This window comes from Streptomyces sp. NPDC127100 (genome assembly GCF_042724095.1).
Lineage (GTDB): Bacteria > Actinomycetota > Actinomycetes > Streptomycetales > Streptomycetaceae > Streptomyces.
The window spans coordinates 1-23,035 of record NZ_JBHXFL010000058.1 but is presented as its reverse complement, the minus strand read 5'-3'; the positions used below and the strand labels follow the sequence as shown (position 1 = coordinate 23,035).

Genomic DNA, 23,035 nt, shown 5'->3' with positions numbered 1-23,035 from the left:
GCTCCTTCACTCCGCCGCGGCCTGCGCGCGGGCGCAGGCCGCGCGCAGGCCGGGCAGGTCGATGAACTCGGTGTGGGTGCCGGCGGCACAGCAGGCGAAGGCCCCGGACACCGATCCGGCCAGGACACACTCCTCCACCGGCAGCCCTTCGAAGTGGGCGTGGAGGAAGGCGGTGACGAAGGCGTCGCCGGCCCCGTTGGAATCGACGACGGGCCGCTCCGGCCGCACGGCCGGGAAGTGGCGCACCTCCGCCTCGCCCCGCACGAGCACGTGGCAGCCGTCCGCGCCGTCGGTGGCCACGACGAAGCGGGCCCGGCCCTCGTCGACGATGCCGTGCAGGACTTCCGGAAGCCGGTCGTGGACGGCCGCGGCGCTCATGAAGACGTAGTCGGAGGCGAGGGCGTAGGTGCGGTGGTGGGGGTTGAGCCCGTCCCAGTCGTGCAGGTCGGTGGAGCTGGTCACCCCGAGCCGGTGGACGTCCTCGTACAGGTCGCGGTTGTGCCCCACGATGGAGAGGTGGACATGGCGTGCCCGCTCCAGGTGGGGCAGGTAGAAGGCGCGCGGCAGCCGCAGGTCCGCGGGGTGCCGGGAGTCGTAGAAGGAGAAGCGGCGGCCCTGCGCGTCGACCAGGTTGACGCCGCGCGGGGTGCCGTGCGGGGACACCACGTGGCCGAAGTCCAGACCGTGCCCGGCGTACGCGGCGAGCACGGCGTGCCCCTGGGGATCGTCGCCGAGGAAGTCGATGAACTTGGTGGTGAGGCCCAGGGCGTGCCAGCCGAGCGCCACGCCGTTGCCGGTGTGCGCCACGTAGTCGTACACCGGCGGCACGTGCAGCGAGTCACCCGGGGGGACCTCCAGTTTCTCGACGCGGACGACGGTGTCCACGCCGGCTCCGCCGACCACCAGGACGTCGTAGGGGGACGGGTTCATGTACGGGTTCCTTCCGTGACGGCCGCGGCGTCCGCGACCTGCTGCACCTGTCCGTTCTCCAGGACCACCGCCGAGTCGATGTCCCGACCGGGACCGACCGTGGCACCGGGCAGCAGCACGCTGCGCCGGACCCGGGCGCCCGCCCCGACGGTGACGCCGGGGAAGAGCACGCTGTGCTCCACCCGGCCGTCGTTGACCAGGTCCGCAGGGACCAACGAGGCGACCACGCCCGAGGAGTCGGCCACCCAGCCCCGGTCCACCCCGGGCCGGACGGTCCTGGGCATCCGCTCGACCGGGAGCCCGGCCCGCGGCCCGCCGGCCGCGAGCATCAGGTGCGCCCGGTGGTAGCGCTCGACGGTGCCGATGTCCTCCCAGTGGCCGGCGACCTCGTGACCGCGGATGTCCTCGCCGCCCGCGAGCATCGCGGGGATGACGTCCCGGCTGATGTCGTGCTGCCAGCCGGTGCCGTCCAGCTTCTCCAGGTAGCGCTGCAGCACCGCGGCGTCGAAGACGCAGAACGCGGCGAACACCAGGTCGCTGGTCGGTTCGGCCGGCTTCTCCGTGAACTCGGTGAGCCGGCCCGCCCGGTCGAAGCGGACCATCCCGAACAGGTGGACCCAGCGCCGCTCGATCCGCTGGTAGGCGACGGTCAGGGCGGCGCCGGAGGCCCGGTGCTCCGCGATCAACGGCCGGTAGTCGAAGCGGTAGACGTGGTCCGCGTGCAGCACCAGGACCTGCTCGCGGCCACCACCGAAGACGTGCCCGGCCTTGCGGATCAGGGCGTCCGCGGTACCGCGCTCGGCCGGCCAGGTACGTGCGGGCAGCTCGCGGGGGAGTCCGGCGCCCGCCGCCCGGTAGGCGTCGTCGTACGGACCGAAGTGCACCCGGAAGTCCGAATCGCGGTTCCACACCCGGTGCAGGTCGTCCATCAGCCGGCGTTCCTCGTACTGGGACAGCAGCAGTACTTCCCCCAGCCCCGAGTCGCGCGCGTTGGCGAGACTGAAGTCGATCAGGCGGCAGGCGCCTCCGTACGGGACGAGCGGCTTCAGGCGCCCCTCGCCCAGCGGCCCCATGCGCCGCCCCTCGCCGCCCGCCAGCAGCACCGCGCGCACCCCTCCCCGCTCAGCCATGACGGGCCTCGTCCCAGGTGACCCGGCCGGAGGACAGCGTCAGCAGCAGCCGTGCCTCCGGCCTTGGCGGCGGTCCCTCGAACACGCCGGGCGCGGTACGGCGCAGCTCCCGCACCCCTGGCAGCGCCCGGGCCGCCGGGCCACGCGGGGCCGGGGTCACCAGCTCCACCCGCTCGGCGTGCGGCAGCCGGTACACCAGCCCGCCGTCGCCGCCGGCCGAGCACCGCTCCCGCAGGGCGCGCACCTCCTCGGCGGTCACCGCGGTCGGGTAGCGGTCCACGATCCGTTCGCACGTGCCGAAGTCGGCCCGCTCCCAGGCCGCGTGGAAGAACCGCCGGGCGACCGTGGCGTCGACGGGGGCGCGGCGCGCGTACGCGACCGGGTCGCCGTGGGCGAGGGCCGCCTCCTCGGTGATCTCCTCGTCCTTCAGCAGGTCGAACCAGCCGTGCCGCAGGGCGCGTTCGGCGGGCAGCTCGGCCGGCTCGCCCCGCCACAGGCGGCCGAACGCGGCGAGATGCAGGTCCGCGCAGTGCTCCCAGGTGAACCGCCGGGCGACCGCCGCCGCGCGCTGGGACAGCTCGCGGTGGCGGGCCGGGTCGCCGGACCACAGCGCCACCGCCTCCCGGATGCGCGCGGCGAGCGCGGCGGTGAGCAGCGGGTCGTCCTCGGCGAAGGAGCGGTTGACGGCGAGGCCGGTGGCCTCCGGCTCGGGCCGGGCGTGCCGGAAGTGCGCCATGCCCTCCTGCGCCGTCGCGATGGGCACCGCCCCGCACACCATCGCCTCGCCCTGGGCGATGAGGAAGGTGTCCATCTCGAACTTGGAGGGGAACAGGCAGAAGTCGGCGGCCGACGCGTACTCGAACACCCGCCGCTCGTCCACCCGCTCCGACTCCAGGTGCAGCCGGCCCCGGTGCCGTTCGGCGACCTCGCGGAAGTAGGGGTCGTCGAGCGGGGCGCCGGAGATGCAGCGCACGACGAAGTTCGCGGCCAGGCCGTCGCCCAGCACCCGGTCGACGGCGCGCATCAGTTCCAGCTGGCCCTTGTGGTGCAGGGCATAGCGGGCGTTGTGGAAGAACGTCGGCAGCGCGGGATCCAGTCCCAGCCCTTCGAGCACCGCCGACCGGTCCACCTCCCCCACGTCCCAGGCGAGCCACTGGTCGGATATGGCGCAGCCCCCGACGAACATCTTGTGCGCGTTCTCCTTCACGGCCTGCGCCAGGGGCAGGTGCGCGAAGAGCGCCTCGAAGGGCGTGTCCCGGAAGGAGGCGTAGAAGTCGAGCTGGCCGGGCGAGAGGAAGTCGATCAGGTCGGCGTTCTCCAGGACCAACTGGTAGACGGCCACGTGGTCCGGCGGGTACTCGTAGTGCAGATGGGTCAGTTGCTGGTACTGGCGCACCGCTTCGAGGTCCGGCTCGGCCGGCGGGTGCTGCTCCCGCGGCAGGCCGTCCGGTGTGCCCAGGAGCTCGAGCAGGCGCCGGACCTCGGGCGCGTAGACCTTCTTGGTGATCGGCATGTTGCTCTGCACCGTGCTGACGACGTGCTTCGTCGGGTCGTCGCGCAGCGCGGCCGGCAGCAGGTAGTGGTAGAAGGGCTCGTGGGCGTGGACGATCGCCCGCTCCCCGCCGAACCAGTGGCGCAGGAAGCGCACGCTGTCCACCTGGAAGACCAGCGGCTTGAAGAAGACCAGGTCCCGGCCCTTGGCGGAGTACGGCGGGTAGAAGGTGTCCGGGAGCCGGTCGAGGTGCTCGTTGGACAGGAAGTACAGGTCCACACCGTCGAGGCGGATACGGTGCGCGGTGGTGCGTACGGGCAGCTCGACCTCGGGGGGAAAGCCGCGCCACACGTCCGGGTCCAGGACCAGCGGCAGTCGGTACTCGTCCGAGTAGCCGAGGTCCTCCACCTCGTACCTGCCGCGCAGGTCGTCGAGTCTGCCGTGCGCGGGGGTGACGAGGGAGACCCGGTGCCCGCGGGCGGCGAACTCCCGGGAGAGGTTCCACAGGTACACCGAGGTGCCGCCCTGCAGGAAGGTGTGGTCGAAGCCGCAGCATTCGAAGTAGGTCTCGATGATGTGCATCGGAGGCTCGGTCACGTTCACGTCCTTGCTGGAAGGGCCGGGGCCGGTGTGTGGGCGCCGAGCGCGAGGGCGTGGCGCAGGTCGATCGCCGCGTGATAGGGGCGGGCGTGGTCGGTGTTGTAGGCGAGTTCGTGCAGCAGCCGCCCCAGGTACAGCAGCCGGCGCAGGGGGTCGTTCGCCGTCCGTCCGAGGAGCAGCCGCAGTACGTGCGCCCGCCAGACGTCGGCGGCGTGGAAGACCGGGCGCAGCACGGCGCGCTGCCCGGGCGGCCGGTCGCCGGCGCCGTCCAGCGCGCCCCGCATCGTCTCCATGGAGTCGACGCCGAGACGCCGCGCGCTCTCGAAGGCCGCCTCGTCGGCGGTGAAGTACTCCAGAGCGCGCTGGACGGCGACCAGGTCCTGGACCGGCGACTGCGCGGCCCAGCCCGCCTCGCCGGGACCGAGGGCGGGGGTGGACATGTCGATGACGTTCATCGACCAGCCTCCGTCGTCGCGCGGCCGGCACAGCACGTGGGACAGATGCAGGTCGCCGTGGCACGGCCCCGAGGGGAACCCCGCCGGGGCGGCGTCGAAGGCGCTTTGCAACGCGGCGGTCTCCTGCCGCAGGGCCGTGAAGGCGGCTCTGCGCGGGGCCTCGGGCAGGTCGATGTCCGCCGAGGCCAGTGCGTCCGTGCGGGCGGTGGCCCGGGCCAGTATCTCCCGTACCGGGTACGGGGGCACGGGACCGCGGCCGAGCCGGCCGGCCAGGTCGCGGTGGAAGCCGGCCAGGAAGCTCCCGGCGTCGCGCAGGTTGTCCGCGAGCGGGCGCAGGTGTTCCCGCACGACGTCGTCGAGTGAGCCGGGGGCCCGTCCGCCGGTCACCTTCGGCCACAGGGACCGCATGCTGTGCCGCAGCGGCAGGTCGATCCCGTCTCCGGGGGCGTACCGGTAGAACACGCCCAGCGGGCGGTGGGTGCCGTCCGTGGGGTCGACGTAGGTGTAGTCGCCCGCCCAGTCGGGGGTGCGGCCGGTCCCGTTCATCAGCCGCAGCAGTTCCGGCTCCCGGACGGTCTCGTCCAGCCGCCGGTAGGTCTTGTGGACGTAGGCCGTCCCGTCGTTCTCCACCAGGGACAGCACGTTGGAGGACCAGCCCCGTTGGAACGGCAGCCGGCGCACCGAGCGCGCCGTGAGTCCCGCGCCGCGGAAGAGGACCCGGCCGCCGCGGGCGGTGGGCAACGAGCTGCCGGCGCAGACCGCGTCCAGCACGGCGGAGTCGAACTCGAGGCTGCCGTGCGCCTCTTCGGCGCCGTGCCCTGTGGGTGTGGACCGCACCGGCACGAAGTAGCGCCGTCCGGACGCCGGCCCGCCGACGGCGGCCACGACCAGCAGGCGGGCGGTGGCGCCGAGGTCCGCGTGGTCGACGCACTCGAAGCGCTCGGCCCGCCGGCCGTCCTCGGGCATCCACGGGGCGGTCCGCAGTAAGGGGCCCAGATCGTCGTTTCTCATCATGCCAGGCTCAACTTCCGGTCATCTCGTAGCGGTTGACGCCGCGGCGCCAGACGGTCAGCGCGAGGGCCAGCGCGCCGGCGGTCACCACGGGCAGCCAGCCGAGCAGGCCGGTCCCGCCGGTCAGCAGGTAGACGCAGGGCACATAGGCGGTGAAGGCGAAGGGCAGGACCCAGGTGAGCAGGGCCTTCAGCGAGGGGTGATAGATGTCCAGGGGGTAGGCGGAGAACTCCGACACCTGGCTGGCCGCGTACATCGCGGGCATGCTCGTCACCGTCCAGAAGGTCAGGGAGGCGAAGAACAGCTTCACCGAGGTGTGCAGCAGCGCCCCGCACAGCACCAGCAGAGGCGCCAGCACCCACTGCACGGGGCTGAGCGACAGGCCGAGCTCGCTTCCCGCGTATCCCACCAGGACGGCTCCGACGACGAGTTCGCCGAGTCCGTCGGGGTGGAAGAAGCGCTCCGACAGCAGGGAGAACAGTGGGTCGACCGGCCTGACGAGGTAGCGGTAGAACTCCCCGCGCTGGACCAGTTTGCGGCCCAGTTCCCACAACTGGTCGGTGAAGAGGTGATCGAGCCCGCGCGGCAGCAGGGAGAACCCCAGCAGGAACAGCACCTCGTGGTACGACCAGCCGCCCACGGCGGGGACCTGCCGGAAGACGAGGCCGACGACCGCCGTCTGGATGCCGACCCGCACCAGGAAGGCGCCGGCGCCGAGCACGAAGTCCGTGCGGTACGCGGCCAGCCTGTGCAGGCCCACCCCGCCCAGGAACCAGGCCAGTCGCAGGTACCGCGTCATGGTGCGCGTCATCCGCCGAGCACCTCCAGCCGTCCCAGGGCGGCGCGCCACAACGCGGCGCACAGCAGCGACAGCCCGGCCGCCCAGGCCGCCTGCTGGAGGAGCACTCCGGCGGCGTCCGTCCAGCCGTCGTAGCGGCCGAGCAGCAGGGTCAGCGGACCGTCGACCATGCCGCGGAAGGGAAGGGCCTTCGCGAGCGCGGCCAGCGGACCCGGCATCAGCGCGAGGGGCACGAGCTGTCCGGCGAAGAAGGCGACGACGCTCTGCTTGACCATCCGCACGCCCCAGGTGTTGGTGGTGAGGAAACCGGTCATGCCGGTCAGCAGGTTCACGCAGAACGCCAGCAGCACCGACAGGGCGGTGGAGACGGCGAACAGCAGCAGGTCCGCCGGCCGGGGCGCGGTGAGCGGGACGAGCAGTGCGAACAGGCCGAGGACCGGCAGGCCGACCAGGACGGCGTTGGCCCCCACCACGGGCAGACAGGCGAAGAACCGCATCACCGGGTAGCTGACGGGGCGCACCAGCATGACCGCCACGTCCCCCCGGTACACCTCGGCCGCCACCTCGTCGTCCACCCGGTTGGTGTGCAGCACCTGCAGGATCTGGGCCACCAGCAGGTAGGTGGTGATGTCCTCCACGGTGAAGCCGCCGGGTCCGCGGCCGGGGGTGCCCGCGTACACGGCGCGCCACAGGAAGACGGTCACCGCCGCGCCGGCGGCCGCGGTCACCGCGGTCATCGCGAACATCGAGCGGTACTGCAGCAGGGACTGCAGGCCGCTGGTGGCGAACGGCGTGTAGCGGCGCAGGCGGGCGGTCATGCGGCACCGTCGGGTGCGCGACCGGTCCCGTCGGGTGTGCCGCCGGGAACGCGTGCACGGCCGTAGATCCTGCGGAGCACGTCCTCCAGGCCGGGTTCGGGGGCGTACCAGTCGGCGAGGTCGAAGTGGTCCAGGAGGAAGGTGAGGACCTGCCGGGAGGTGTAGCGGCCGGCCGGGTAGTCGACGCGGATGCGGCCGCCGTCGTCCGGTGTGGCGAGCACGCCCGGCAGACCGGCCTCGATGCGGGCGCGGACGCCACCGGCCGCGGTGCCGTCCCGGTGGTCGAAGACGACCGAGCGGTGGTCGGCGGTGCGCAGCAGGTCCTTCAGGGTCCCCTGATGGACGACCCGCCCGTGGTCGACGACCAGGGCGCTGTCGCAGATCGCGGCGATGTCGGCGATGTCGTGGCTGGTGAGCACCACGGTGGTGCCCAGCTCCCGGTGGGCGCGGTTGACCAGGTGGCGCACCGCGTCCTTGAGCACCATGTCGAGGCCGATGGTGGGCTCGTCCCAGAACAGGACGGCGGGGTCGTGCAGCAGACTCGCCGCGATCTCGGCGCGCATGCGCTGGCCGAGGCTCAGCTGCCGTACGGGTGTCGAACCCAGCGCGTCGATGTCGAGGAGCTCTCGGAACAGGTCCAGGTTGCGCCGGTAGACCGGCTCGGGGACGTCGTAGATGCGGCGCAGGATGCGGAAGGAGTCCGGCACCGACAGGTCCCACCACAGCTGGCTGCGCTGGCCGAAGACGACGCCGATGGTGCGGGCGTTGCGCTGCCGGTGCCGGTACGGCTCCAGCCCGGCGACCGTGCAACGGCCGGAGGTGGGGGTCATGATGCCGGTCAGCATCTTGATCGTGGTCGACTTGCCGGCCCCGTTGGCGCCGATGTAGGCGGTCTTGGTGCCGGCCGGTATCTCGAAGGAGACGTCGTCGACCGCGCGCACCACTCGGTGGCGGCGGGTGAGGAGGGTGGAGAGGCTGCCGAGCAGGCCGGGTTTGCGTTCGGCCAGCCGGAACTCCTTGACGAGTCGCTCCGCCACGATCACGCGATCACCCGCTCGAGGGCCTTCTCCAACAGCCGCAGACCCTCCTCGAGCAGGGCCTCGTCGAGTGTGAACGGCGGTGCCAGGCGCAGGATGTGGCCTCCGAGGGAGGTGCGCAGCCCCAGGTCGAGGGCTGTGGTGTAGACGGCCCGGGCCGTCTCCGGTGCGGGGGTGCGGGTGGCGGGGTCGGTGACGAACTCCAGGCCCCACAGCAGGCCGAGGCCGCGTACCTGGCCCAGCCGGCCGAAGCGGGACTCCAGGACGCGCAGCCGGTCCTCCATGATCTCGCCGAGGACGCGTACCCGGTCGATCAGCCGGTCGCGCTCGACGACCTCGAGCGTGGCACGGGCGGCGGCGATGCCCAGCGGGTTGCTCGCGTACGTCGAGGCGTACGCCCCCGAGGTGGCCGCTTCCGGCCTGCGCAGCAGCTCCGCACGGCCGGCGAGCACGGCGAAGGGGAACCCGCTCGCGGTGCCCTTGGACAGCATCGCCAGGTCCGGTTCGACGCCGAAGAGGTCACTGGCGAGGAAGGCCCCCGTGCGTCCGCCGCCGGTGAGCACCTCGTCCGCGACGAGCAGGACGCCGCCCTCCCGGCAGGCGTCCGCGACGCGTTCCCAGTAACCCGGTGGCGGCACGATGACCCCCGCCGCGCCGAGGACGGGTTCGAAGACCAGCGCGGAGACGTTGGGCTTCTCGGCGATGTGCCGGCGCACCAGCGTCGCGCAGCGCACGTCGCACGACGGGTACTCCAGTCCCAGGGGGCAGCGGTAGCAGTACGGGCTGTAGCCCAGCACGCTGTTGCCGCTGAACGCCTGGTGGCCGATGTCCCAGTGCACGAGCATCCGGGCGCCCATCGTCTTGCCGTGGAAGCCGTGCCGCAGGGCGCCGATCCGGTTGCGTCCCGGCGGCGCGGTCGCCTGGACGACCCGCAGTGCGGCCTCGACCACCTCGGCGCCGGTGGAGAAGAACGCGTAGGTGTCGAGCCGCTCGGGCAGCAGCCTGGCGAGCAGGTCCAGCAGGCCGGCACGGCCCGGAGTGGCGCTGTCGTGGACGTTCCACAGACGCTGGGCCTGGGCGGTGAGCGCCTCGACCACCTCCGGGTGCCCGTGGCCCAGGGACTGGGTGAGGGTGCCGGCGGCGAAGTCGAGGTACTGGTTGCCGTCGAGGTCGGTCAGCACGGGACCGTCCCCCTCGGCGAACACCCGGCGTCCGTGGACGGCTTCCTCGGAAGCGCCCGGCGCCAGGTGCCGGGCCTCCCGTGCCAGGTGCTGGGTCTGCCGTAAACCTGTCATCGCTGTCCCTGCTCGTCGGACCGGCTGTACGCGATCGCCGGCGAACTGCGGTGTGACACACCACGGTTGGCGGTTCGGCTTGAGTCAAACACTTGAACGCAGATGGCTGCAAGGCTTTGCGGTTCGTTTCAGAAAGTTGTTGCGAGCGGTCGCGGCAGTCTGCTTGAGTCGGTGTGCCCACGGCGACGCCACGCCTCTCATGCGAGGAGAGACCTGTGAGAAAACGCCCCCAGACCAGCCCGCCGCCGCGGAGGCCGAGGTGAAGGCCCTGGTTTTGGCAGGTGGAACCGGCAGCAGACTGAGGCCGTTCACGCACACCGGCGCCAAGCAGCTGCTCCCGATCGCCAACAGACCCGTGCTGTTCCACGCGCTGGACTCCCTCGCCGCGGCGGGCATCCGGGAAGTCGGCGTCGTCGTGGGGTCGCACGGCCGTGAGATCCGCGAACTGACCGGTGACGGTACCGAGTTCGGGTTACGCATCACCTATCTGCAACAGTCCCGACCGCTCGGCCTCGCGCACGCGGTGCGCATCGCCCGCGACTTCCTCGGCGACGACTACTTCCTGCTGTACCTGGGCGACAACTACCTCCCACAGGGGGTCACCGACTTCGTGCGTCTCGCCGCCGCCGATGCCGCGGCGGCCCGGCTGCTGCTGACCCCCGTCGCGGACCCTTCCGCGTTCGGAGTCGCGGAGGTCGACACCGACGGGAACGTGCTGCGCCTGGAGGAGAAGCCCGACACTCCGCGCAGCGCGCTCGCCCTCATCGGCGTGTACGCCTTCAGCCCGGCCGTGCACGAGGCGGTGCGCGCCATCGCCCCCTCCGCACGCGGCGAGCTGGAGATCACCCACGCCGTGCAGTGGATGGTCGACCATGGGCTGCGCGTGCGCGCCGAGACCACCACCCGGCCCTGGCGCGACACCGGCAGCGCGGAGGACATGCTGGAGGTCAACCGCCACGTCCTCGACGGGCTGGAGGGCCGGATCGAGGGCAAGGTCGACGCGCACAGCACGCTGATCGGCCGGGTCCGGGTGGCCGAGGGCGCGGTCGTGCGCGGGTCACGCGTCGTCGGCCCGGTGGTCATCGGCGCGGGCGCCGTCGTCAGCAACTCCAGCGTCGGCCCGTACACCTCCATCGGGGAGGAGTGCCGGGTCGAGGACAGTGCCATCGAGTACTCCGTCCTGCTGCGCGGCGCGCAGGTCGAGGGGGCGTCCCGCATCGAGGGGTCCCTCATCGGCCGCGGCGCCGTCGTGGGCCCGGCCCCCCGTCATCCGCGAGCTCACCGTCTGGTGATCGGCGACCACAGCAAGGTGTACCTCACCTCATGAACGCAGCGATCCTCGTCACCGGCGGGGCGGGTTTCATCGGCTCCGCCTACGTCCGCCACCTCCTGTCGCCCCGAGGACCCGGGGGCACGGCGGTGACCGTCCTCGACAAGCTCACCTACGCCGGCAGCCTCGCGAACCTCCACGCGGTGCGCGACCACCCCGACCTCACCTTCGTCCAGGGCGACGTGTGCGACGCGTCCCTGGTGGACGCGCTGGCCGGACGCCACGACCAGATCGTGCACTTCGCCGCGGAGTCGCACGTCGACCGTTCCATCGCCGACGGCGGTGCCTTCACCCGCACCAATGTGCTGGGCACCCAGGTGCTGCTCGACGCCGCGCTCCGCCACGGGGTGCGCACCTTCGTGCACGTCTCCACCGACGAGGTGTACGGCTCCCTCCCCCAGGGCGCCGCCAAGGAGAGCGATCCCCTGCGGCCCACCTCGCCGTACGCGGCGTCGAAGGCGGCCTCGGACCTGATCGCCCTGGCCCACCACCGCACGCACGGACTGGACGTCCGGGTGACCCGCTGCTCGAACAACTTCGGGCCCCACCAGCACCCGGAGAAGCTCATCCCGCGCTTCCTGGCCCGCATCCTGTCCGGCGGCACCGTCCCGCTCTACGGCGACGGACGGTACGAGCGCGACTGGCTGTACGTCGACGACCACGTCCGGGCTGTCGAGCTCGTCCGCGTGTCGGGCCGGCCGGGGGAGGCCTACAACATCGGGGGCGGCACCTCGCTGTCCAACCTGGAGCTCACGCACCGGCTGCTCGCGCTGTGCGGCGCGGGCCCGGAGCGGATCGAACACGTCGAGGACCGCAAGGGGCACGACCGGCGCTACGCGGTCGACCACGGCAAGATCACCGCCGAACTCGGATACCGGCCCCGCACCGACTTCGCGGACGCCCTGGCCGAGACCGCCCAGTGGTACGAGCGCCACGCGGACTGGTGGCGTCCGCTGCTCGCGTCCGCATGACGCAGCGCCGGACCCGGGTGGTGGCCGGCGGGTCAGCGCCGGCCGTCCCGCGGACCGGCGGCGGTGGACCCCCGGACCACCAGTTCCGGCATGAGGACGAACTCGGTGCGCGGCGGCGGCGTTCCGGACATCTCCTCCAGCAACGCGTCCACGGCGATCTGCCCCATCGCCTTGACGGGCTGTCGGATCGTGGTCAGCGGAGGGTCGGTGAAGGCGATGAGCGGCGAGTCGTCGAAGCCGACGACCGAGAGGTCACCGGGAACCGCGAGGCCCCTCTGGCGCGCGGCCCGGACGGCGCCGAGGGCCATCATGTCGCTGGCGCAGACGACGGCCGTGCATCCCTTGTCGATCAGTGCGGACGTCGCTGCCTGGCCGCCTTCCAGAGAGAACAGCGAGTGCTGGATCAGTTCCCCGGCCTCCTGCGCAGCCAGCCCCAGGTGCTCGTGCAGACCGGCGCGGAAGCCCTCGATCTTGCGCTGGACCGGCACGAAGCGCTCCGGCCCGAGCGCGAGCCCGATGCGCTCGTGTCCCAGCTCGGCCAGATGCGCCACGGCCAGACGCATGGCGGCCCGGTCGTCCGGGGAGACGAAGGGCGCCTCGATGCGGGGTGAGAACCCGTTGACGAGCACGAAGGGCACTCGCTGCTGGCGCAGCCGGTCGTAGCGTCCGGTGTCGGCGGTGGTGTCGGCGTGCAGCCCGGAGACGAAGACGATGCCGGCCGCCCCGCGGCTCACGAGCATCTCGGTGAGTTCGTCCTCGGTCGAACCCCCTGGCGTCTGCGTGGCCAGGACGGGCGTGTACCCCCGACGCGTGAGCGCCTGCCCCATCACTTCGGCCAGCGCGGGGAAGACGGGATTGTCCAGCTCCGGTGTGATCAGGCCGACCAGCTCCGCACGGCGCTGCCGTGACGGGTACTCGTACCCCAGCGTGTCGAGTGCGGCGAGCACGGAGTCGCGGGTGTCCGTGGCCACACCGCGCGCACCGTTGAGCACGCGGCTGACCGTGGCCTTGCTGACGCCCGCCTGGGCTGCGATGTCGGCGAGCCGCATGGTCATGGCAGGGCACTTTACCCGCCGGCCGCCGCTGTGCCCACTGCGTGGGGAGAACGACGGGGCTGCGCAGTACGCCTGTCCGTCGCCCGCACAATGGCTGAAACTGCTTGCAGCAAATTGCCGCAACGTCTTTCGCCCTCCTTTCGCCCCTGTTACGTTCCTGGCAACCCCGGCGCCGCGTAGGAGCGGTTGGCGTGAGGCCCCGATGCCTCCGCCCAATTCCGGGAAGAATCAGGGGAGTTCACAATGCGGCGTGGCATTGCGGCCACCGCGCTGGTCGCGGCTCTGGCCATGACGGCTTCGGCATGTGGCGGGGACGACGACGGCCGGAACGGTGCCGGCGGGGGCGGCGGGGAGCTGTCGGGAACCGTCACCTTCTGGGACACCTCCAACGAGGCGGAGAAGGCGACGTACCAGGCCCTCGCGGAACGTTTCGAGAAGGAACACCCGAAGGTCGACGTCAAGTACGTCAACGTGCCGTTCGGCGAGGCGAACGCCAAGTTCAAGAACGCGGCGGGCGGCAACTCCGGTGCCCCGGACGTGATGCGCACGGAGGTGGCCTGGGTCGCGGACTTCGCCAGCATCGGCTACCTCGCCCCGCTCGACGGCACGGCCGCCCTCGACGACGCGTCGGACTACCTTCCGCAGGCCGCGGCCAGCACCAGGTACGAGGGGAAGACCTACGCGGTCCCGCAGGTGATCGACACCCTGGCGCTCTTCTACAACAAGGAACTGCTGAAGAAGGCCGGCGTCCAGGCACCCGCCTCCGTCGCCGAGCTGAAGACGGCCGCCGCCAGGATCAAGGAGAAGACCGGCGCGACCGGCCTCTACCTGAGAGGCGACGACCCGTACTGGTTCCTGCCCTACCTCTACGGTGAGGGCGGCGACCTGGTCGACGAGAAGAACAAGACCGTCACCATCGACGACGAGCCCGGTGTGAAGGCGTACCGGGTCCTCAAGGACCTCCTGGACAGCGAAGCGGCCATCACGGACGCGTCCGACGGCTGGAACAACATGCAGAACGCCTTCAAGTCGGGCAAGGCCGCCATGATGCTCAACGGCCCGTGGGCCATCGAGGACGTCAGGGCGGGAGCCCGGTTCAAGGATCCCGCCAACCTCGGAGTGGCCCCCGTCCCGGCCGGCAGCGCCGGCCAGGGATCACCTCAGGGCGGGTGGAACCTGTCGGTGTACGCCGGCTCGAAGAACCTCGACGCCTCCTACGCCTTCGTGAAGTACATGAGCTCCGCCGAGGTGCAGCAGGAGACCACCGAGAAGTTGAGCCTGCTCCCCACCCGCACCTCCGTCTACAAGGTTCCGGCCGTCGCGGACAACGAGATGGTGAAGTTCTTCAAGCCGGCGGTCGACAAGGCCGTGGAGCGGCCGTGGATCGCCCAGGGCAACGCCCTCTTCGAGCCCATCCGGCTGCAGATGGCCAACGTGCTGGCCGGCAAGACCAGCCCGGACAAGGCGGCGTCGAGCACCGGCGACGCCTACCGCAAGCTGCTCAAGGACTACAAGTAGGCCACGGGAAGGCGGACCGACGACCCATGGCTGTCGAGACCGGCCACTCGGTGACGAAGGCCGCGGGCACCCAGGGTGCCCGTGGCCGGGCCCACCGCACCGGCCACAAGAACCCCAGGACCCCGGGACGTCTGCGCAGGGCTCTGGCCACCCACTGGTACGCCTGGAGCATGGTCGCCCCCGTGGTGGCCGTGATCGGCGTGATCATCGGATACCCCCTCGCGCGCGGCGTCTGGCTGTCCTTCACCGACGCCAACGAGGCCAACGTCGAGCGCACCATCGGCGTCAACCACATCCCCGCGACGTACGAACACGTCGGACTCGCCAACTACCGGGCGATCCTCAGTGACGGGGTCTTCTGGGACCGGCTCGGCTGGACCGTGGTGTGGACGGTCAGCTGTGTGGCGCTCTCCTTCGCCCTCGGGCTGGCCCTGGCCGTCATGCTCAACCGCACCTTCAAGGGCCGCACCCTGTACCGCACGGCCCTGGTCCTGCCCTGGGCGGTACCGGCGTTCGTCTCCGTGTTCACCTGGCGCCTGCTGTTCAACGAACGCAGCGGCCTGTTCAACGAACTGCTCACCGGCGCCGGGTTCGACCGGATCTCCTGGCTGAACGACCCCACCTGGGCGAAGATCTCCGTCATCGCGGTGAACGTCTGGGTGGGCGTGCCGTTCATGCTCATCGCCCTCCTCGGTGGCCTGCAGTCCATCCCCGGAGACCTCTACGAGGCCGCGGAGATGGACGGGGCGAGCCCCTGGCAGCGCTTCCGCCACATCACCCTGCCCGGGCTGCGGTCCGTTTCGAGCACGGTCGTCCTGCTCAGCACCATCTGGACCTTCAACATGTTCCCGGTGATCTTCCTGCTGACCCGGGGCGGCCCGGGCGACGCCACCGAGATCCTGGTGACGTACGCCTACCGCCTGTCCTTCGTCATCAGCCCGCGGGACTACTCCACGTCCGCCGCCTGGGGCGTGCTGATCCTGCTCCTCCTGGCACTCGTCACCGCGGCCTACCGCCGCGCACTGCGCAAGCAGGGAGACACCTGGTGACCGACACGATCACGCGCACCCCCACGGGCACCGAGCCCCCGTCCCCCGCGCGCAGGCGCGGCGAGCGCGGTCCGCTGGCCTCGCTCGGACTGCACCTGACCATGCTGACCGCCTCCGTCGTCGCGGTCTTCCCCCCGCTGTGGCTGCTGGTCACCTCCTTCAAGCCGAAGACCGAGGCGTTCGACACCTCGCTCGTCAAGGACTTCACGTTCGGCAACTACAGCCATGTCGTCCGCGACACCGACTTCCTGTCCTGGCTGCAGAACTCACTGATCGTCGTCGGACTGACCACGTTGATCGGCGTCTTCATCTCCGCCACCACCGGCTACGCGGTGAGCCGTTTCCGCTTCCCCGGCATGCGGCCCTTGATGTGGATGCTCCTGCTCACCCAGATGTTCCCGGTCGCGGTGCTCATCGTGCCGCTGTACAACCTGCTCGCCGGCCTCGGGCTGCTCAACCAGCCGATCGGACTGGTCGTCACCTATCTCACCGTCGCCGTGCCGTTCTGCGCCTGGATGATGAAGGGCTACTTCGACGGCATCCCGGTCGAGATCGACGAGGCCGGCCGCGTCGACGGACTCAACCCGTTCGGCACGTTCTGGCGGCTGGTGCTGCCCCTGGCGAAGCCGGGGCTCGCCGTCACCGCCTTCTACACCTTCATCACCGGCTGGGCCGAAGTGGCCTACGCGTCCGCCTTCATGACCGGCGAGGAGAACCTCACGCTCGCCGGAGGCCTCCAGACGTTCGTCAACCAGTACACGAGCGACTGGGGCGCGCTCACCGCGGCCGCAGTGATCATCGCGGTCCCCGCCGCGATCGTCTTCGGACTCGTCCAGCGGCACCTCGTCTCCGGCCTGACCGCAGGCGCCACCAAGTCCTGACCGTCCCCCAACGCAGGCAGGAGAACCATGACCCAGTACCTTGCCGAACCCGGCACCCGTACCCGACCCTCCGGTCCCGGCGAGCGCCCGGGCTGGTGGCGGGACGCCGTGATCTACCAGGTCTACCCCCGCAGCTTCGCCGACAGCGACGGCGACGGGGTGGGCGACCTCCAGGGCATCCGCTCCCGGTTGCCGTACCTGAGGGACCTCGGCGTCGACGCCGTCTGGCTCAGCCCCTTCTACGTCTCGCCCCAGGCCGACGGCGGTTACGACGTCGCCGACTACCGGGCCGTCGACCCCGTGTTCGGCACGCTGCTCGACGCCGACGAACTGATCCGCGACGCGCACGCCCTGGGACTGCGCGTGATCGTGGACGTGGTCCCCAACCACTGTTCGGACCAGCACGACTGGTTCCAGCGCGCCTTACGTGAGGGCCCCGGCTCCCCGCTGCGCGACCGCTTCCACTTCCGGCCGGGACGCGGGACCGCCGGTGAGGCTCCGCCCAACGACTGGGAGTCCATCTTCGGCGGCCCCGCCTGGACGCGCACGAAGAACCCGGACGGCACACCGGGGGAGTGGTACCTCCACCTCTTCGCTCCCGAGCAGCCCGACTTCAACTGGGACAACCCGGCCGTGCGGGACGAGTTCCGCTCCGTCCTGCGCTACTGGCTCGACATGGGCGTCGACGGCTTCCGCGTCGACGTCGCCCACGGCCTGGTCAAGGCCGCGGGGCTGCCGGACATGGGGCGCACCGGGCAGCTGCAGCTGCTGGGCACCCAGTCACTGCCCTTCTTCGACCAGGACGGTGTGCACGAGATCTACCGGTCCTGGCGCAGGATCCTGGACGAGTACCCGGGAGAGCGCATCGGCGTCGCCGAGGCATGGACACCGAGCGCCGAGCGCACGGCCAACTACCTGCGGGCGGACGAGCTGCACCAGGCGTTCAACTTCCACTACCTGGGAGCCGGCTGGGACGCCGGCGCCCTGCGCCGGGCCATCGACGAAAGTCTCGACGCCATGCGTCCGGTGGGCGCGCCCAGCACCTGGGTGCTGTCCAACCACGACGTCGTCCGGCACACCACACGTCTCGCCGTGGACAGTCCCGAGCAGGGGGCGTGCCGGGCCCGCGCGGCGACGCTGCTGATGCTGGCCCTGCCCGGGTCCGCCTACCTCTACCAGGGTGAGGAACTCGGCCTGCCGGAGGTGACCGACCTGCCGGACGAGGTGCGGCAGGACCCCTCGTTCTTCCGCGACAACGGGCAGGACGGGCTGCGGGACGGCTGCCGGGTACCTGTCCCGTGGTCGGGGACCGAGGCGCCGTACGGCTTCGGACCCGTGGCGGGCGGACCGAGCTGGCTGCCGCAGCCGGAGAGCTGGAGGCACCTGTCGGTCGAGGCGCAGTCAGGTGACCCCGGCTCGACGCTGGAGCTCTACCGCAGGGCCCTGGCACTGCGCCGGGAGCACCCCGCCCTGGGCGCCGGCGACGCAGTCGAGTGGCTGGAGGCCCCCGAGGGTGTGCTCGCCTTCCGCCGTACCGCGCGGGACCCGGACGGCCGGGCCCGGGACGGCGACCTGGTCTGCACCGTCAACCTGACCGGTGCGCCGGTGCGGTGGACCCCGCAGGGGCGGCCGCTGCTCAGCAGCCGCGAGCCGGTGACCGAGGGCGACGCGGCCGAGCTTCCCGCGGACAGCACCGTCTGGTGGACGGTGTGACGCTCTCCCTGACGCGGGGTGCCGAGCACGGCACCCCGCGGCTCACCGACATCGCCGCGCAGGCCGGGGTGAGCGAAGCCACGGCGAGCCGCGTGCTCAACGGGAAACCCGGCGTCGCCCCCGCCACCCGGCGGCGGGTGGTGGCCGCACTCGACGTACTCGGCTACGAGCGGCCCGTACGGCTGCGCCAGCGCAGCGCCGGTCTGGTCGGGCTGGTGATCCCGGAGCTCACGAACCCGATCTTCCCGGCTTTCGCCCAGGTCATCGAGCAGGTGCTGGCCGGGCACGGCTATACGCCCGTGCTGTGCACGCAGATGCCCGGCGGGTCCACCGAGGACGAACTGGTGGAGCAGATGGAGGACCGGGGTGTCACGGGCATCGTCTTCCTGTCCGGGCTGCACGCGGACACGACGGCCGACCCGGTCCGGTACCACAAACTCGCCTCCCGAGGAACGCCGTTCGTCCTGGTGAACGGCTACAACGAGCGGATCACGGCGTCCTTCGTGTCGTCCGACGACCGGTCCGCGGTACGGATGGCGGTGCGGCACCTGGCCGACCTGGGGCACACGAGGGTCGGACTGGCCGTCGGCCCCACCCGTTTCGTGCCGTCGCGGCGCAAGGCCGAGGGCTTCCTCGCGGCCGTGCGCTCCTTCTGCGGGATGCGGGCGGGGGAGGCCGAAGCGCACATCGAGCGCACCCTGTTCACGGTGGAGGGAGGCCACGCGGCCGCGGCGGCGCTGCTGGACAGGGGGTGCACCGGCCTGGTCTGCGGCAGTGATCTGATGGCCCTGGGGGCGATCCGCGCGGTGCGTGAACTGGGCCTGACGGTTCCGCACGACGTCTCGGTGATCGGGTTCGACGACTCGCCGCTGATCCCGTTCACCGACCCACCGCTCACCACCGTGCGCCAGCCGGTGCAGGCGATGGCGACCGCGGCGGTGGGGGCGCTGCTGGAGGAGGTCGGCGGAACCCCCGTGCAGCGGACCGAGTTCGTCTTCCAGCCGGAGCTGGTCGTGCGCGGTTCCACGGCGCGGCGCTGCGGATGAGCGCACCGGCCCGGGGAGAGGCTCCGCAGCCGGCCCTGGTCGGGGCTGCGGGGCGGCGTGAAGGCTGCGGAGCCCCGGCTGGGGTCCGGTCCGACGGGCCGGGCGCGTGGGCCCGGACAGATGTCGGAGCCTCCGGAACGCCGGACCGGACGGTGATTGAACGTAACACCTCTGAAACGCTTGCGAAAGTCGTTGCAGAGGACCAATTCGCCTCAGTGTCAGTGATGTTGCGGTTTCCAGCGGGAGAAGCAGGAGTCCTGTCGAGAAGGGTTGACCGATGGTGAGGGGGCTCGTACGGTCTCGATCGCAACAACTTGCTGACGCGTTTCAGCAAGACCCCCCACAGGCCTGCCGGGCAAGGCGCGTTGCTGCGTGAAGGCCTCTCATCCGCATCAGGTGGATCAGGAGGAACTATGGCCAACAAGACCGTGGCCACTGCACTCGCCCTCGTGGCGGGAGCCGCTGTGGTCGTCACGGCACCCGGTACCGCGCAGGCGGACCCGCCCGGCGACAAGGACGTCACCGCTGTGATGTTCGAGTGGAACTTCAACTCCGTCGCCAAGGCCTGCACCGACGACCTCGGGCCGGCCGGGTACGGGTACGTGCAGGTGTCGCCGCCGAACGAGCGGGTCCAGGGCCCGCAGTGGTGGACCGCGTACCAGCCCGTCAGCTACAAGATCGGCACGAGGCTGGGCGACCGCGCCGCCTTCAAGAACATGATCGGCACCTGCCACGCCGCCGGCGTCAAGGTCGTCGTCGACACGGTCATCAACCACATGGCCAACAGCGCCGGCACCGGAACCGCGGGCTCCCCCTACAGCAAGTACGACTACCCCGGCCTGTACTCCAAGTCCGACCTGGACGACTGCACGAGAGACATCGACAACTACGGGGACCGCTGGAACGTCCAGCACTGCGAGCTTTCGGGCCTGCCCGATCTGGACACCGGTGAGGAATACGTCCGCAAGACGATCGCCGGGTACATGAACGACCTGCTCTCCCTCGGAGCGGACGGCTTCCGCGTCGACGCGGCCAAGCACATCGCCGTCGACGACCTCGCCAACATCAAGAGCCGCCTCAGCAACCCCGGCGTCTACATGAAGCTGGAGACCATCGGGGCCGCCGGCGAGGCCGTACAGCCGGGCGAGTACACCGGTGTGGGCGATGTCCAGGAGTTCGGCTACGGCAGGGACCTGAAGCGGATCTTCTCCGGGGAGAAGCTGGCGTACCTGAAGAACTTCGGCGAGGCCTGGGGATACATCTCCAGTGGCAGGGCCGCCACCTTCGTCGCCAACCACGACACCGAGCGCAACGGCTCGACGCTGTCCTACAAGGACGGTGCCAACTACACGCTCGCCCAGGTCTTCAGCCTCGCATGGCCCTACGGCTCGCCCGACGTCCAGTCGGGCTACGAGTTCAGCGACCGCGACGCGGGCGGACCCAACAACGGCCAGGTCGACGCCTGCTACACCGGCGGGTGGAAGTGCCAGCACGCCTGGCGCGAGATCGCGAGCATGGTCAAGTTCCGCAACACCGCCGGCAGCGCGGGCGTGACCAACTGGTGGGACAATGGAAACAACGCCATCGCCTTCGGCCGGGGCAGCAAGGCCTACGTCGTGATCAACCACGAGTCCGGCTCGCTGACCAACACCTTCCAGACATCGCTGCCCTCCGGCACCTACTGCGACGTCCAGAGCGGCAAGGCCGTCACCGTGAACGGCTCCGGGCAGTTCACCGCGACCCTCGGCGGCAACACGGCCCTCGCCCTGCACACGGGGGCGACCAACTGCTCCGACACCGGCCCCGGCCCGAACCCGGACCCCGAGACCAAGGCCGGCGCCTCGTTCAGCGTCGACGCCACCACCGCCTGGGGCGAGAACCTCTACGTCACCGGCAACAACGCCGCGCTCGGCAGCTGGAACCCCGCCGCCGCACTCAAGCTCGACCCGGCGAGCTACCCCGTGTGGAAGCTCGACGTCGCCCTCCCCGCCGGCACCTCCTTCGAGTACAAGTACCTCCGCAAGGACGCCTCCGGCAAGGTCACCTGGGAGGGCGGCGCCAACCGCACCGCCACCGTCCCGACCAGCGGCAAGACACTGCTGAGCGACACCTGGCGCAGCTGAACCAGGGAAACGCTCGTCTCGCCGACCGAAGGACCGCCCGGTCCGCCCGGTCCGCCCCGAGGGTGGACCGGGCGGCCCGCCTTGTCCGCGCCGGCGCCCGCCGCGCGCACGAGGCAGCCCATCCCGTTCGACCGGCGAGGAGAAGAAACGCCCCATGACCGGTTTACCGGCCCGGCGCACAACCGCCCGATTGTCGGCCGTCGCACTGTTCCTGTCCGTGCTGCCGGCCCTTCCGTCCACTACCCCGTCCGCGGACGCCGCGACCCCGCGACCGCCGTCCGATCACGCGCTCGCCCGCACACCGGCGCGCCCGGCCCCGTCGCGCGAGCAGTTCTACCTGGTGCTGCCCGACCGCTTCGCCAACGGGACCACCTCCAACGACGAGGGCGGCCTGACCGGCGGCCGCTCGCAGACCGGCTACGACCCGACCGACAAGAACTTCTACCAGGGGGGTGATCTGAGGGGCCTGATCGAGAAGCTCGACTACATCAAGGGCCTCGGCACCACCGCCCTGTGGATGGCCCCGGTCTTCAAGAACCGGCCGGTGCAGACGATGAGCGGCACCGAGATGGCCAGCTACCACGGCTACTCCATCACCGACTTCACCCGGGTCGACCCGCACTTCGGCACCAACGCCGAACTGGCGGAACTCGTCGACAAGGCCCACGCCAAGGGCATGAAGGTCTTCTTCGACGTCATCACCAACCACACCGCCGACACAGTCGACTACGCGGAGAAGACGTACGGCTACCGCTCCAAGGGAGCGTTCCCCTATCTGGACGCCGAGGGCCGCCCTTTCGACGACAGCTCCGGCATGCCTGAGGTCGACGAGGACGGCTTCCCGTACACGCCGCGCCCCCGCCCCGGCGAACACGACGCCAAGGTGCCGGCGTGGCTCAACGATCCCACGATGTACCACAACCGGGGCGACTCCACCTTCGCCGGTGAGAGCGCCCTGTACGGCGACTTCAAGGGCAACGACGACCTGTGGACCGAACGGCCCGAGGTCGTCGAGGGCATGCGGCGGATATACGAGACGTGGGTCAAGGACTTCGGCGTCGACGGCTTCCGCGTCGACACGGCGAAGAACGTCAACATGGCCTTCTGGACGCAGTGGGCCACGGCGCTGGACGCCTACGCGGCCCGGCGGGGGAAGCGGGACTTCTTCATCTTCGCGGAGGCATTCTCGGCCGACCCCGTCGTCATGGCGCCCTACCTGATCAAGGGCAGGCTCGACGCCACCCTGGACTTCCCGCTGCAGGCCGCGCTCCGCAACTACGCGTCGCGCGGCGGTCCCGCGCGCGACCTCACGCACGTCCTGGCCCAGGACCACCGCTACACCACGGACAAGGCCAACGCCTACGGCGAGGTGACCTTCCTGGGCAGTCACGACATGGGGCGCATCGGGGGGTTCGTCAGTCAGGACAACCCGGGTGCGGGCGACGCGGAGCTGCTGCGCAGGGACCGGTTCGCACACGAGCTGATGTTCCTGTCCCGTGGCAATCCGGTGATCTACGCGGGTGACGAGCAGGGCTTCACCGGATCGGCGGACGATGTGTACGCTCGGCAGACGCTGTTCGCGTCGAAGGTTCCGGAGTACCTGGACGACGACCAGATCGGTACGGAGCGTACGCATGCCTCGGACGCGTACGACCCGGCGCATCCGCTGTACAAGACGATCGCTTCTCTTTCGGAACTGACGAAGCGTCACCCGGCTCTGCGTGACGGTGTGCAGGAGGAGCGGTACGCGGACGACGGTCCGGGTGTGTACGCGTTCTCGCG

General features: G+C 71.0%; 18 protein-coding genes. 9 read left to right on the top strand and 9 right to left on the bottom strand.

The window, feature by feature from the left end; genetic code table 11:
- Window positions 1–6 precede the first annotated feature (6 nt).
- From ACFWJB_RS32345 to ACFWJB_RS32310, 8 genes are read right to left on the bottom strand one after another with little or no spacing between them, the layout of a single operon-like run.
- On the bottom strand, window positions 7–930 hold the full coding sequence (locus ACFWJB_RS32345; RefSeq protein WP_386926684.1) for a carbohydrate kinase family protein: 924 nt from the start codon (window positions 928–930) through the stop codon (window positions 7–9).
- A complete protein-coding gene (locus ACFWJB_RS32340; protein WP_386926682.1) occupies window positions 927–2,060 on the bottom strand; it encodes a sugar phosphate nucleotidyltransferase in 1,134 nt (377 codons plus the stop codon). The genes ACFWJB_RS32345 and ACFWJB_RS32340 overlap by 4 nt, the downstream gene beginning before the upstream one ends.
- The gene (locus ACFWJB_RS32335) at window positions 2,053–4,149 is read right to left on the bottom strand and encodes a glycosyltransferase (protein WP_386926680.1); all 2,097 of its coding nucleotides are present in this window, start codon (window positions 4,147–4,149) and stop codon (window positions 2,053–2,055) included. The genes ACFWJB_RS32340 and ACFWJB_RS32335 overlap by 8 nt, the downstream gene beginning before the upstream one ends.
- Before the next feature lie 2 nt (window positions 4,150–4,151).
- Window positions 4,152–5,618, bottom strand: coding sequence for a phosphotransferase (locus tag ACFWJB_RS32330; protein WP_385464234.1), 1,467 nt, complete (start codon window positions 5,616–5,618; stop codon window positions 4,152–4,154).
- Between the two features lie 10 nt (window positions 5,619–5,628).
- Window positions 5,629–6,429: an ABC transporter permease gene (locus ACFWJB_RS32325; protein ID WP_386926678.1), complete on the bottom strand. Its 801-nt coding sequence runs from the start codon at window positions 6,427–6,429 to the stop codon at window positions 5,629–5,631.
- On the bottom strand, window positions 6,426–7,235 hold the full coding sequence (locus ACFWJB_RS32320) for an ABC transporter permease (RefSeq protein ID WP_386926676.1): 810 nt from the start codon (window positions 7,233–7,235) through the stop codon (window positions 6,426–6,428). Before ACFWJB_RS32320 ends, ACFWJB_RS32325 begins: the two co-directional genes overlap by 4 nt.
- Window positions 7,232–8,272, bottom strand: a complete 1,041-nt coding sequence (locus ACFWJB_RS32315) for an ATP-binding cassette domain-containing protein (protein WP_386926674.1) — start codon at window positions 8,270–8,272, stop codon at window positions 7,232–7,234. The genes ACFWJB_RS32320 and ACFWJB_RS32315 overlap by 4 nt, the downstream gene beginning before the upstream one ends.
- A gap of 2 nt (window positions 8,273–8,274) precedes the next feature.
- Complete coding sequence (locus tag ACFWJB_RS32310) at window positions 8,275–9,567, bottom strand: aspartate aminotransferase family protein (RefSeq protein ID WP_386926672.1); 1,293 nt, start codon at window positions 9,565–9,567, stop codon at window positions 8,275–8,277.
- Between the two features lie 259 nt (window positions 9,568–9,826).
- On the opposite strand from ACFWJB_RS32310, the gene ACFWJB_RS32305 reads away from it, so the two are divergent.
- On the top strand, window positions 9,827–10,894 hold the full coding sequence (locus ACFWJB_RS32305) for a glucose-1-phosphate thymidylyltransferase (RefSeq protein WP_385464220.1): 1,068 nt from the start codon (window positions 9,827–9,829) through the stop codon (window positions 10,892–10,894).
- Window positions 10,891–11,868, top strand: a complete 978-nt coding sequence (rfbB, locus tag ACFWJB_RS32300; RefSeq protein ID WP_385464217.1) for a dTDP-glucose 4,6-dehydratase — start codon at window positions 10,891–10,893, stop codon at window positions 11,866–11,868. The genes ACFWJB_RS32305 and rfbB overlap by 4 nt, the downstream gene beginning before the upstream one ends.
- Window positions 11,869–11,900: 32 nt before the next feature.
- Here the strand turns inward: rfbB and ACFWJB_RS32295 are convergent, their stop codons facing one another.
- Window positions 11,901–12,923 (bottom strand): LacI family DNA-binding transcriptional regulator, encoded by a 1,023-nt coding sequence (locus tag ACFWJB_RS32295; protein ID WP_386926669.1) that lies wholly within the window; start codon window positions 12,921–12,923, stop codon window positions 11,901–11,903.
- 243 nt (window positions 12,924–13,166) lie between these two features.
- Between ACFWJB_RS32295 and ACFWJB_RS32290 the strand changes: the two genes are divergently transcribed.
- The 7 genes from ACFWJB_RS32290 to ACFWJB_RS32260 all read left to right on the top strand — a co-directional run.
- A complete protein-coding gene (locus ACFWJB_RS32290) occupies window positions 13,167–14,441 on the top strand; it encodes an extracellular solute-binding protein (RefSeq protein WP_386926667.1) in 1,275 nt (424 codons plus the stop codon).
- A 26-nt stretch (window positions 14,442–14,467) separates the two neighbouring features.
- On the top strand, window positions 14,468–15,490 hold the full coding sequence (locus tag ACFWJB_RS32285) for a carbohydrate ABC transporter permease (protein WP_386926665.1): 1,023 nt from the start codon (window positions 14,468–14,470) through the stop codon (window positions 15,488–15,490).
- Window positions 15,491–15,591: 101 nt separating this feature from the next.
- Entirely contained in the window at window positions 15,592–16,371 is a 780-nt protein-coding gene (locus tag ACFWJB_RS32280; protein WP_385464274.1) for a sugar ABC transporter permease, read from the top strand.
- A 27-nt stretch (window positions 16,372–16,398) separates the two neighbouring features.
- Window positions 16,399–18,084 (top strand): glycoside hydrolase family 13 protein, encoded by a 1,686-nt coding sequence (locus ACFWJB_RS32275; protein WP_386926663.1) that lies wholly within the window; start codon window positions 16,399–16,401, stop codon window positions 18,082–18,084.
- Window positions 18,072–19,130, top strand: coding sequence for a LacI family DNA-binding transcriptional regulator (locus tag ACFWJB_RS32270; RefSeq protein WP_386926661.1), 1,059 nt, complete (start codon window positions 18,072–18,074; stop codon window positions 19,128–19,130). The genes ACFWJB_RS32275 and ACFWJB_RS32270 overlap by 13 nt, the downstream gene beginning before the upstream one ends.
- Before the next feature lie 413 nt (window positions 19,131–19,543).
- Entirely contained in the window at window positions 19,544–21,253 is a 1,710-nt protein-coding gene (locus tag ACFWJB_RS32265; protein WP_386926659.1) for a carbohydrate-binding module family 20 domain-containing protein, read from the top strand.
- A gap of 154 nt (window positions 21,254–21,407) precedes the next feature.
- Window positions 21,408–23,035 (top strand): alpha-amylase family glycosyl hydrolase (locus ACFWJB_RS32260; RefSeq protein WP_386926657.1); only part of this gene is annotated, 1,628 nt, incomplete at its 3' end.